Source organism: Vibrio neptunius (assembly GCA_019339365.1).
In the GTDB taxonomy this organism is placed as follows: domain Bacteria; phylum Pseudomonadota; class Gammaproteobacteria; order Enterobacterales; family Vibrionaceae; genus Vibrio; species Vibrio neptunius.
Genome location: CP079859.1, coordinates 535,251 through 547,551 on the forward strand (window position 1 = coordinate 535,251; position 12,301 = coordinate 547,551).

At 46.2% G+C, this 12,301-nt stretch carries 10 protein-coding genes and 1 pseudogene; 9 read left to right on the forward strand and 2 right to left on the reverse strand.

The window, feature by feature from the left end; genetic code table 11:
* Positions 1–76 precede the first annotated feature (76 nt).
* The 3 genes from recQ to KW548_02580 all read left to right on the forward strand — a co-directional run bounded on the left by recQ (position 77) and on the right by KW548_02580 (position 3,143).
* Positions 77–1,912 carry an ATP-dependent DNA helicase RecQ gene (gene recQ / locus KW548_02570; GenBank protein ID QXX07002.1) on the forward strand — a complete coding sequence of 612 codons (1,836 nt, stop codon included), beginning with the start codon at positions 77–79 and terminating at the stop codon, positions 1,910–1,912.
* Entirely contained in the window at positions 1,905–2,225 is a 321-nt protein-coding gene (locus KW548_02575) for a DUF3630 family protein (GenBank protein ID QXX07003.1), read from the forward strand. The genes recQ and KW548_02575 overlap by 8 nt, the downstream gene beginning before the upstream one ends.
* A gap of 249 nt (positions 2,226–2,474) precedes the next feature.
* Entirely contained in the window at positions 2,475–3,143 is a 669-nt protein-coding gene (locus tag KW548_02580; GenBank protein ID QXX07004.1) for a 7-cyano-7-deazaguanine/7-aminomethyl-7-deazaguanine transporter, read from the forward strand.
* A gap of 66 nt (positions 3,144–3,209) precedes the next feature.
* Here the strand turns inward: KW548_02580 and gppA are convergent, their stop codons facing one another.
* Both gppA and rhlB read right to left on the reverse strand, forming a co-directional pair.
* Entirely contained in the window at positions 3,210–4,700 is a 1,491-nt protein-coding gene (gene gppA / locus KW548_02585) for a guanosine-5'-triphosphate,3'-diphosphate diphosphatase (GenBank protein ID QXX07005.1), read from the reverse strand.
* 7 nt (positions 4,701–4,707) lie between these two features.
* Positions 4,708–6,010, reverse strand: a pseudogene (gene rhlB, locus KW548_02590) (ATP-dependent RNA helicase RhlB).
* Positions 6,011–6,122: 112 nt separating this feature from the next.
* Here rhlB and trxA point away from each other — a divergent pair.
* The 6 genes from trxA to fre all read left to right on the forward strand — a co-directional run bounded on the left by trxA (position 6,123) and on the right by fre (position 11,943).
* The gene (trxA, locus tag KW548_02595) at positions 6,123–6,449 is read left to right on the forward strand and encodes a thioredoxin TrxA (protein QXX07006.1); all 327 of its coding nucleotides are present in this window, start codon (positions 6,123–6,125) and stop codon (positions 6,447–6,449) included.
* A gap of 203 nt (positions 6,450–6,652) precedes the next feature.
* A complete protein-coding gene (gene rho, locus KW548_02600; protein ID QXX07007.1) occupies positions 6,653–7,912 on the forward strand; it encodes a transcription termination factor Rho in 1,260 nt (419 codons plus the stop codon).
* A 103-nt stretch (positions 7,913–8,015) separates the two neighbouring features.
* Positions 8,016–9,011, forward strand: coding sequence for a hypothetical protein (locus KW548_02605; GenBank protein ID QXX07008.1), 996 nt, complete (start codon positions 8,016–8,018; stop codon positions 9,009–9,011).
* Positions 9,012–9,092: 81 nt separating this feature from the next.
* On the forward strand, positions 9,093–10,949 hold the full coding sequence (gene ubiD / locus KW548_02610; protein ID QXX07009.1) for a 4-hydroxy-3-polyprenylbenzoate decarboxylase: 1,857 nt from the start codon (positions 9,093–9,095) through the stop codon (positions 10,947–10,949).
* The gene (locus tag KW548_02615) at positions 10,946–11,215 is read left to right on the forward strand and encodes a 2Fe-2S iron-sulfur cluster binding domain-containing protein (protein QXX07010.1); all 270 of its coding nucleotides are present in this window, start codon (positions 10,946–10,948) and stop codon (positions 11,213–11,215) included. The genes ubiD and KW548_02615 overlap by 4 nt, the downstream gene beginning before the upstream one ends.
* 14 nt (positions 11,216–11,229) lie before the next feature.
* A complete protein-coding gene (gene fre / locus KW548_02620) occupies positions 11,230–11,943 on the forward strand; it encodes an NAD(P)H-flavin reductase (protein QXX07011.1) in 714 nt (237 codons plus the stop codon).
* The last annotated feature ends 358 nt before the right edge of the window (positions 11,944–12,301 follow it).

A 12,301-nucleotide genomic window follows, 5' to 3' on the forward strand; every position in this document is an offset into this window, starting at 1 on the left:
TGCGGTTTTATTCACATCCGAACACTACTACAATGTGGCCTTTGCATTCCCCATTCTTTGCTCAATCGAGATATCAATGACCGCGACACTGCTTGCTGAACAATCTGAACCGTCACCAACTCCACAAAGCGTACTGGAGGATGTGTTTGGTTATCAGTCATTTCGAGATGGTCAGCAAGAGGTCATTGAAGCGGCTGTCAGCGGTCAGGATAGTTTGGTCATCATGCCTACGGGTGGCGGTAAATCACTCTGCTATCAGGTTCCGGCCTTGGTGCGTGACGGTTTAACATTGGTGATTTCTCCTCTGATATCACTGATGAAAGATCAGGTCGATCAGCTCAAAGCCAATGGTGTTGCGGCGGAGTGTGTCAACTCTTCCATGCCCCGCGATGAGTTGTTCTCGGTCTATCAGCGGATGCAGTCAGGCCAACTTAAACTGGTGTATGTGTCACCCGAACGCGTGTTGATGCGCGACTTTATCGAACGCCTTGAAAGTCTGTCGCTGTCTATGATCGCCGTTGACGAAGCACACTGTATTTCTCAGTGGGGACATGATTTTAGACCTGAATACGCGTCGCTTGGCCAGATCAAACAACACTTTCCTCATGTGCCTTTTATGGCGCTGACGGCAACGGCCGATGATGCGACGCGCAATGACATCATGCATCGTCTGCAATTGAACGAGCCTCATATCCACTTGAGTAGTTTCGATCGCCCCAACATCCGTTATACCTTAGTTGAAAAACACAAACCGATTTCTCAGGTGATCCGTTTTCTCGACACTCAGAAAGGCAACTGCGGCATCATCTATTGTGGTAGCCGTAAGAAAGTTGAAATGGTGACGGAAAAACTGTGCAACAACCATATTCGTGCCGCCAGTTACCATGCAGGCTTAGAGACAGACGAGCGCGCTTATGTGCAAGAAGCGTTTCAGCGTGATGATATCCAAATTGTGGTCGCCACGGTGGCGTTTGGTATGGGGATCAACAAACCCAACGTACGCTTTGTGGTCCATTTTGATATTCCACGCAACATTGAATCCTACTATCAGGAAACTGGTCGAGCAGGTCGGGATGGTTTGCCAGCGGAAGCGATGATGCTGTATGACCCAGCAGATATCAGCTGGTTGAGGCGCATGTTGGATGAAAAAGACGATGGGCCACAAAAGCAAGTGGAAGCGCATAAGCTCAATGCGATGAGTGCCTTTGCTGAAGCGCAGACGTGCCGTCGTCAAGTGTTACTAAATTACTTTGGTGAGTACCGTGAGCAGCCTTGTGGCAACTGCGACATCTGTTTGGACCCGCCCAAGCATTTTGATGCCACTGAACAGGCACGTAAAGCGCTGTCTTGTGTCTACCGGGTTAATCAGAGCTTTGGTATGGGTTATGTGGTTGAAGTCTTGCGTGGTATGCAGAACATCCGCATACGCGAAAATGGTCACGACAAGCTCACCACTTATGGTATAGGACGTGAGAATAGCCACGACTACTGGGTGAGTATTTTCCGTCAGTTGATTCATAAAGGCATGTTGTTCCAGAATATTACTCGCAACTCAACCTTACAGCTTACGGAAGAAGCGCGTCCGCTATTACGTGGTGATACCGCTCTTGAATTGGCGGTTCCTCGTCTGGATACCGCCGCGAGAGCCGCTAAGTCGGACAAACTTACCAGTAAGAACTACGATAAAAAGCTATTTGCTAAGTTGCGTAAGCTTCGCAAAGCGATTGCCGATGAAGATGGTTTACCACCATACGTGGTGTTCAGCGATGCCACCTTGATTGATATGGCAGAAATTTTGCCAACCTCTTATGGTGAAATGCTAGCGGTCAATGGGGTAGGGCAGCGTAAGTTAGACAAATATGCCGATCCATTCTTAGATTTAATTCAGGAGCACATTACTCATCATGGTTGATTCAGTGCAGCAAACGGAATTTGGTTTGCTTGAGTATCAAGCGCAAGAAGGGCGTATCATTATTCGATCTCCGCGTTTTGATTTTGATAGTTTTCCTCAGCTGGCTGATAAGCTGATAAAACTCCTCTCTGCGTCTGTGATTGAAAAGCAATGGGACGCCGACATGCATTCATGGTTGATTGATTTTGAAGGATGTCAGTTGTTTCTCAAATCGGAACATTATAGCGAGAGTGTTTGGTTGGAGGCTTTGGCCATAACAGAGAGCAGAGAAGAGTTGGATTACCTCGCGGGTCTATTTCAACATGGATTCTAGTTAGGCGAACCGATTGCATTAAGCACATCTATTGCCACTTATATCGGTTAATGTATAATCGCCGGCCGCGATATTGGTCATGTTTAAAGCTTCACTTGGTTTAATGGCACAGCGCTATTTTGATGAAGCGGTAGTCATCTCAATATCGAGTTTTATTTTCGTTTTACATTGTTGGTAAGAGTCTTTCCGTGGCTGGAACAGATTCGCTTTGGGTTCCCTCACCCCCAAACCAAACTAAAAAGGTATCGCATGAGTAACTTTACCCCTGCGCAGCAGCGCAAAGCCCTTTTGTTATTAGTTCTATTTCACTTGATCATTATTGCATCGAGTAATTATCTGGTTCAGCTTCCATTTACTATCTTTGGTTTCCACACCACGTGGGGCGCCTTCACGTTTCCGTTTATCTTTTTGGCAACTGATCTGACAGTACGAATTTTTGGTGCCCAACTTGCGCGTAAGATCATTTTCTGGGTGATGCTACCAGCGCTGGCAGTGTCTTATGGTTTATCGGTATTGTTTTTTGAAGGGCAATTTCAGGGTTTCTCACACTTAGGTGAGTTTAATTTGTTTGTTGCGCGTATTGCGATTGCGAGCTTTATGGCTTATCTACTAGGGCAAATCCTAGATGTGCATGTGTTTAATCGCCTGCGCCAGATGAAGCAGTGGTGGGTTGCCCCAACGTGTTCCACTCTGTTTGGTAACGCGCTGGATACTATCGCTTTCTTTGCCATTGCATTCTACCAAAGCCCTGATCCATTTATGGCCGAGCACTGGACCGAAATCGCGCTGGTGGATTATGGATTCAAACTGGTGATCAGCTTGGGCCTATTTGTACCTATGTATGGTGTGCTGCTGAATTACTTGGTGAAGAAACTCACAGCTGTTAATCCTGACTTTAAAGTGATTGGCGCCAAATAAGGTTCGCCCTTCGAAAACAAAAAAGCCCGACAAGTGACCTTGTCGGGCTTTTTATTTGTTCTTTAGTTAGTTGGCAATGATGCTCAAAGGCCAGCCAATGTCACTTTGACGGTTGGCTTCTATTTCTAACTCCGCCGCAGTTAGAGGGTTGGCTTTCAGCCACTGTTCTGCAACCGTTAGGGTGAGCTTATCGCCTTGAGATTGAAGTGCGATATTGGGCTCCAAATCCGGATTGCGACGATGGGTCAGTAAAACCGCGAGACGCAGCAAACGTAATACCCGTTTGGCACTGTTACCTGACAGCGCATGTTGCTCTGGCAGAGAAGTGAGTTGTTCGCGATAACGACGTGATACTTCACCAAGGAAGTGCTTTTGTGCTCGGGTGTAACCGGGTAGATCCAAGTTTTGCAATAAGTACGCACTGTGCTCACCGCCTTTCTTGAAGTCAATCGTTAGACCGATTTCATGCAGCTTCGCCGCTGTCTCAAGCAGAACGCTGCCCTGAGCTTCTGCAATCCACTCGGCTTCACATTGCTCAAGCAGTTTACTGGCTAAGGTTGCGACTTGTTGACCGTAAACCGTATCAATTTGGTAGCGGGTTTGAACACTGGCAATTGTGCGAGCACGAATATCGTCTTGCTTGAGTTCATCGACCATTTCATACACTAAGCCTTCGCGCAGTGCGCCGCCAGCCAATGTCATTGAATCAATTTCCAGTAATTCAAAGATAGCGATGAGAATCGAAAGACCGCTTGGGAAGACCAGTGCGCGTTCTAGCGTTAGCCCTTCTATCTCCAGCTCTTCCAAATGATCCGCCAGCATAGCTTGTTTTTGCAGACGCTTGAGTTTGGCGTGAGTAATGACTTCGTCCATACCCTGTGCCAGCATAATTTCCTGCAAAGCCTGAACTGTACCAGAAGCACCGACACACACATCCCAGCCAATTTTAGTGTATTGCTCAAGGATAGGTCTCAGCGTTTCTTTAGCCGCTTCAATCGCATTGTTAAAGTTGGTTACGGTGAGCTGGCGGTCTTTGAAGTGACGCTCCAGCCAAGTAACACAACCCATTTTCAGGCTGGTCAGTGCCTTGGCTTCAAAACCTTCACCGATAATAAGTTCGGTACTGGCACCGCCAATATCGACCACCAAACGACGACCGCTGCCGCCAGATGTGTGTGCCACCCCTTTATAAATAGTGGCCGCTTCTTCTTCGCCACAGATCACGTCAATCTTGTGACCAAGAATCTGGTTTGCTTTATCAAGAAAGATATCCACATTGGTGGCGGTGCGCAGTGTTGCCGTGCCCACAATGCGGATATTCTGCGTTGGTATATCTTGAAGTCGCTCTGCAAATAGACTCAAGCAGTCCCATCCGCGTTGCATGGCTTCCTGGCTTAAAGCGTTATTGTCGTCTAACCCTGCGGCAAGACGAACCTTACGTTTAATTTTTGCCATAGTCTGAACGCTGCCATCAATGTGACGCACAACGAGCATATGAAAACTGTTCGACCCGAGGTCGATGGCAGCGTAGAGCGGGGAAGAAACTGCTTGGCTCATAGACGACTTAAGAATCCTTTTGGTGACGTTGACGAGAGCGGTTGTTGTTACGACGGTTGCCTGAGCGTGAACCACCTGTGTTGGTACGACGTTGTTGCGGACGATTAGAACGCATACGTAGTGGTGCTGGTAAATCTTCGATCAGCGCACTTGGGTCGTAGTCTGAAACAGGAATGGTGTGCTCAATGTACTCTTCAATCGGCGGTAAGTTAATAGCGTAGTCTTCACACGCAAAGCTGATTGAATGGCCACTTGCCCCTGCACGACCCGTACGACCGATGCGGTGTACGTAATCTTCGCAATCGTCAGGTAGGTCAAAGTTAAATACGTGAGTCACTTGAGGGATGTGAAGGCCACGAGCTGCTACGTCTGTTGCCACTAGCAGGTCAACTTCACCTTTAGTGAACTGTTCCAAGATGCGTTCGCGCTTCTTCTGCGGTACATCGCCCGTCAATAGACCTACACGATGCCCATCAGCCGCTAGGTGGCCCCATACGGATTCACACTTGTGTTTGGTATTGGCAAAGATGATCGCGCGCTCTGGCCACTCTTCTTCAATAAGAGTTTGTAGCAGAGACATCTTGTGTTCGTTAGATGGGTAAAACAGCTCTTCCTGAATGCGGTGACCAGTTTTGACTTCTGGCTCCACCACAACGTGTTCTGGGTTGTGCATATGTTCGAAAGCCAGCTCCTGAACACGGTACGATAGAGTCGCAGAGAACAACATGTTCAAACGCTCTTTGGGTTCAGGCATTCGACGGAATAGAAAACGAATATCTTTAATGAAACCAAGATCGAACATGCGATCCGCTTCATCAAGCACAACCGCTTGAATGTGGTTAAGGTTAAATACCTTCTGCTTGTAGAAGTCGATAATACGACCTGTGGTACCGATCAGCACGTCTACACCTTGCTCTAACTTAGCAAGTTGCTTGTCGTAGCTCTCGCCACCATATGCTAGTGCGGCTTTAATACCGGTTTCTGCAATCAGAGGTTCAGCGTCATTGTAAATCTGAATTGCCAGTTCACGAGTCGGTGCCATGATAATCGCACGTGGTTGAGTCGGCTTGCGACCTTCGTGCTCTGGTGTATTCAGCAGGTGGTTAAAAGTAGCAGTCAGAAAAGCCAGGGTTTTTCCTGTCCCTGTTTGAGCCTGACCTGCAATGTCTTGGCCGGTGAGCAGTACCGGCAACGCCAAGGCTTGAATTGGGGTACAAAACTCGAACCCTTTTTTTCTCCAAACCTTCAACAACTTGGGGGTGTAAACCCAAATCGGCGAACTTTTGCTCTGTGATATGCGTCTTTTTCATGGCTATAGAATATCAGCTTAAGCTTGCAATACGAAAGTAAATACATTCCAATAGGGCATCTAAATACTGGTTATCATCCAACCAGTTCCGAAAAAACACATTGGAGTGGAAGATGAGTGATAAGATTTTGCAGCTAACTGATGACGGTTTTGAAGCCGACGTACTCAACGCTGCAAGCCCGGTTCTTGTTGATTTTTGGGCAGAATGGTGTGGTCCTTGTAAGATGATTGCTCCTATTCTGGACGAGATCGCCGAAGAGTACGAAGGCAAACTCACTATCGGTAAACTGAATATCGACCAAAATGCAGGTACTCCACCTAAATTTGGTATTCGTGGTATCCCAACACTATTACTTTTCAAAAATGGTAGTGTTGCAGCGACGAAAGTAGGTGCGCTGTCTAAAACTCAGTTGAAAGAGTTTTTGGACGCTAACCTATAATTCAGTTGTTCAGATAAGGCCGTGCATTTAACAAAATGCACGGTTTTGTTTTTGAAGACTAACAAAATCTAGACTAGGCTAGTATTTAGTGCTAATTTATCGCACGTTAAATAAACAAGTTTCTCTTCTTGGTCGATCCTGTGACCAAAATTCATCTTAACTAAATAACAGATCCTATTTTGACTAAAAAAGTATCCACCACCATGAATCTAACAGAACTGAAGAACAGACCAGTGTCTGATCTTGTCAAACTTGGCGAAAGCTTGGGCCTTGAAAACCTAGCTCGTCTAAGAAAACAAGACATTATCTTCGCTATCCTTAAAGCGCATGCGAAAAGCGGCGAAGACATTTTTGGCGACGGGGTTCTGGAAATACTTCAAGACGGTTTTGGCTTCTTGCGCAGTGCAGACAGCTCTTACTTGGCAGGCCCAGATGACATCTATGTATCTCCAAGTCAGATCCGCCGATTCAACCTTCGTACAGGTGACTCTATTGCTGGTAAGATTCGTCCACCAAAAGATGGCGAACGTTATTTTGCTCTGTTAAAAGTCAATACAGTTAACGATGACAAGCCAGACAACGCGCGTAACAAGATTCTATTTGAAAACTTGACGCCACTGCACGCAAACGAGCGTATGGTGATGGAGCGTGGTAACGGTTCGACTGAAGATATTACTGCACGTGTTCTTGATCTGGCTTCACCAATTGGTAAAGGTCAGCGTGGTCTGATTGTTGCTCCGCCAAAAGCGGGTAAAACAATGCTGCTACAGAATATCGCTCAAAGCATTGCTTACAACCACCCTGAATGTGAGCTAATGGTACTTCTTATCGACGAGCGTCCAGAAGAAGTTACCGAGATGCAACGCCTAGTTAAAGGTGAAGTGGTTGCGTCAACGTTTGATGAACCAGCGTCTCGCCACGTACAAGTTGCCGAGATGGTTATCGAGAAAGCAAAACGTCTTGTTGAACACAAGAAAGACGTAGTAATCCTGCTTGACTCTATCACTCGTCTAGCTCGTGCATACAACACAGTTGTTCCATCATCAGGTAAAGTCTTGACTGGTGGTGTCGATGCAAATGCATTGCACCGTCCTAAGCGTTTCTTTGGTGCTGCACGTAACGTAGAAGAAGGCGGTAGCCTGACAATTCTCGCGACGGCTCTTGTTGATACTGGTTCTAAGATGGACGAAGTTATCTACGAAGAGTTTAAAGGTACAGGTAACATGGAAATTCACCTGAACCGTAAGATAGCTGAGAAACGTGTTTTCCCTGCCATTGACTTCAATCGTTCAGGTACTCGTCGTGAAGAACTTCTGACTAAGAATGAAGAGCTTCAGAAGATGTGGATTTTGCGCAAGATTGTTCATCCAATGGGTGAAATCGACGCGATGGAGTTCTTGATCGACAAGCTCGCCATGACCAAGACTAACGATGAGTTTTTTGACGCCATGCGTCGTCAGTAAAAATTTGTGACCTCAAACGCCATCGACATTGTCGGTGGCGTTTTTGTTTGCATTCTTATCTGATTGGCTCCACAATGGCCAAGAATGTTAAGAGGAGGTTAACATGCAACAAGGAATGTTGTCGTCGGTTCTCCTATGCACGTCATTATTGATTGGAGCACCAACGGTTGCTGCGAAGGAAATGCAGTCAGAACAAGTCGAGCTGTTACTTCAGGATCAACAGATTAATCTGAAAGTTGCAGAACTGCTCCAACATGCTGTCGAAAATAATATCGACTCACTCAATTTCGCTCTCGAAAGACTGTCGCTTCCCCAACAAGAAGTGGCGCGTTTCCTACTGTTAAAAAAAATTGAAGACCAAGATGTCATCTTGACGCCTAAAATGGCTTTGTTCGTTGAAAAACAAAAAGCCATGGTGCCGACCTATCAAGTGTTGGAGAGAGGCGATGGGTATGAGTTTTCCATTCCTGCCTTTAACTATCCAGCTATCGCCAGTCGTTTACTTAAACAATGGCAACAGGATCAATCGACACTAGAATTTGTGTTGAGTGCAGAACGTGGCGAGCTGGAACTAAAACAGTGGCTGTCGGGTAGTGATTATCAAATCCAAGCGCGTGAAGCATTACTGGTTCGTGAGTTGGATAGTTTGTCGCCGGAGGCCGTGCAAAATTTAGTGCTTCAACTCACCGGAACAGCTGTGACCAGTTGGCTACCCTCATCACAGGTTATGGTGCGTTTAGCTCAGGTGAGTGAAAACCCTGACGTCTATAAACTGCTTTGGTTGATGCGTGCCGATTTTCAAAGCCAGTCTGAACTTAGCCGTTTGGCGACAGTGGGCGATGAATTCTCAGTCAATCAGATCATGCTTGCTGCTCATAATCCGAGCCTTAAGGAACAAGCTATCAAAGAGCTGACTCGTATCAAGCCAATGAAGGATAAGGTAAAGGCCTTTTTGATAGACCGAATGGCAATTCGAGGTGAAGCTTCGATGGTCGCGACAGAGCTTGCGAATCAGGGCTATTCGTCATGGTTAAAAGAGCTAGCTAACCATAATCAAACAGTCCGTAGTAGCGCGATTTTGAACGTTTTATCACAATAAAAATAACCTTATAGAAAAGAGGGATCGTAAGATCCCTCTTTTTGTTATACTGCTTGCACTTTAATCAGTCACAGAAGACCAATGAGTTTTAAGGATTTACGCGACTTTATCGCTCACCTTGAGCAGGAAGGGAAGCTTAAACGCATCTCTGAGCCTGTCGACCCACATTATGAAATGACAGAAATTAGTGACCGTACTTTGCGTGCCGGTGGTCCAGCGTTGTTGTTTGAAAACCCTGTTGGCTACGATGTGCCTGTACTCACCAACTTATTTGGTACTCCCGAGCGAGTTGCGATAGGTATGGGGCGCGAGGATGTCAAAGATCTGCGTGAAGTGGGTAAATTGTTGGCTTATCTCAAAGAGCCAGAACCTCCACGTGGTTTTAAGGATGCGTTAGAGAAACTTCCTGTTTTTAGACAAGTCCTGAATATGCCTGTCAAAAGGCTACGTAAAGCGCCGTGTCAGGAGATTGTTTGGCAAGGTGACGATGTCGACCTCGATAAAATTCCTGTGATGAGTTGTTGGCAGGATGACGTTGCTCCTCTGCTTACTTGGGGACTCACCGTGACTAGAGGGCCACATAAAAAGCGTCAGAACCTTGGAATTTACCGTCAGCAGAAAATTAGCAACAACAAAATAATCATGCGTTGGTTAGCACACCGTGGTGGTGCACTTGATCTGCGTGACTGGATCGAAACCCATCCGGGAGAGCCATTTCCAGTGTCGGTTGCCTTTGGTGCTGACCCAGCCACTATTTTGGGTGCAGTCACCCCTGTGCCTGATACGTTATCTGAGTATGCGTTTGCGGGTTTGCTTAGAGGCAGCAAAACAGAAGTTGTCAAATCTGTTAGTAATGATCTTGAAGTACCTGCCAGCGCCGAGATCGTGCTTGAGGGTTACATTGACCCGAACGAGTATGCAGACGAAGGCCCTTATGGTGATCATACAGGGTATTACAACGAAAAAGAGAAACACCACGTGTTTACCATTACGCATATTACGATGCGTAAGGACCCGATCTATCACAGTACCTACACGGGGCGTCCGCCAGATGAACCTGCAGTATTGGGTGTGGCGTTAAACGAAGTCTTTGTTCCGATTCTACAAAAGCAGTTTCCTGAAATAGACGATTTTTATCTACCACCTGAAGGGTGCTCATACCGAATGGCCGTGGTGACGATGAAAAAGCAATACCCTGGCCACGCCAAGCGCGTCATGATGGGTGTATGGTCTTTCCTTCGTCAGTTTATGTATACCAAGTTTGTTGTGGTGTGTGATGAAAGTGTCAACGCGCGCAGTTGGGATGATGTCGTCAAGGCCATGTGCGAGCATATGGAACCTGTTCGCGATACCTTAATGATTGACAATACACCTATTGACTCTCTCGATTTCGCCTCACCAGTTGTAGGGCTTGGCTCTAAGATGGGTTTGGATGCGACGATTAAATGGGATGCGGAGAAGGCGTTAGATTCGCAGGCAATGGCTGCAAGCCAAACAGCGATTACAGATGAACAGTTACGTCAACTTCGTCAGGCATTTCCGGAAATTGTCGATATCGCTTTGCCAGAATCTGCTGGTGCCGATCGCTTTATGGTGTTGTCGATGAAGAAAAACCACGCCATGCAATCGAAAGCGGTGCTCAATGGTGTGTGGGAGTTTCTAAAGCAGTATACAGATGCCAAGTTTGTTATTCTCTGCGATGATGACGTCAATGTGCACGATTGGAATGACATAATTTGGGCGATTACCACGAGAATGGATCCAAATCGTGACACAGTGCAGATAGAAGCAAAAGAAGGTCGTAGTTCCAAATTGGGTTTGGATGCGACCAACAAGTTTGAGGGAGAAGTCCAGCGAGAGTGGGGCGTCCCAATCAAGAAAGATTCTCAGTTAGTTGCGCAGGTCGATGCAAAATGGAGTAAGCTGGGAATATTATGAGCCATTTGGTGACCTTGAAGCCGCAGAATATACAATTCTATGTGCAGGAAGGGGAAACGGTATTGGAAGCTGCGCTCAACAATCACATCAGCTTCCCAAACCGCTGCCAAGTGGGAGCATGCGCAGCGTGTCTGTGTCGGAAAATAGAAGGTCGAGTCAATTACCAGCTTGAGCCAATGCTCACAGAGAAAGAGCAGCAACAAGGCTGGGTGTTTGCTTGTCAGGCCTTCGCAGAAAGTAATTTGGTACTTACTTTTGAGGAGTAAGTAAGAGGAATAAAATGACCATCCAATGTAAAGTAAAGTCTATTGAGCCATTAGCTTGTAATACCCATCGAATTCTGTTGCACCCAGAGACACCAGTCAGCTTTAAGGCTGGCCAGTATCTAATGGTTGTGATGGGAGAAAAAGATAAACGTCCATTCTCTATTGCAAGCAGTCCTTGTCGTCATGAAGGTGAGCTTGAGCTTCACATTGGTGCAGCAGAGCATAACGCGTATGCTCTTGAAGTTGTGGAAGCGATGCAAAACGCATTAGAAAATGATGGTGACATCAGTATTGATGCACCTCATGGCGAGGCGTGGGTTAAAGAAGAGAGCGAGCGTCCTCTACTCTTGATTGCTGGTGGTACAGGCTTTAGCTATGTGCGTTCGATATTGGACCACTGTGTCGCTCAAAATAAAACTAATGAGATCTATCTTTATTGGGGTGGCCGAGATGAACGCCAGCTATATGCTAAGGATGAACTGGATGGTATCGCAACACAGTTCAGCAACGTGCACTTTATTCCAGTAGTAGAAGAAGCGACTTCTGAATGGCAAGGCAAAGTCGGAAACGTACTTCAAGCCGTCAGTGACGATTTTGATTCTCTTGCAGAATATGACATTTACATTGCTGGACGTTTTGAAATGGCGGGTGCGGCTCGTGAACAATTTACCCAGAACAAAGGTGCTAACAGCGACCGTATGTTTGCTGACGCGTACGCATTTATTTAAAATTGAATGAAATAGATAGATAAAAGAGGGCTTTTTGCCCTCTTTTTTGTTGTTTTGAACACATTTTCAACGAACGATGAGTTTTTTCAATTTTTTTTGAAAAAGGGCTTGCGCTATCAGAGGGACTCTCTATAATGCGCATCCACTGACACGGCAGACGCCACAAGGCTTCAGCGGTGTTAGAGAGGTGAAAAGCTTCTGAGAAAATAAGTTTGAAAAAGTGTTTGACTCTTCAAATTATCTCGCTAGAATGCACCTCCGCTTTGAGAGAAAGTTTCTTGAAAAGCACAGCTCTTTAACAATATAAACCTATCAATCTGTGTGGGCACTCGTTGATGATAATCCAATTAGATACCTC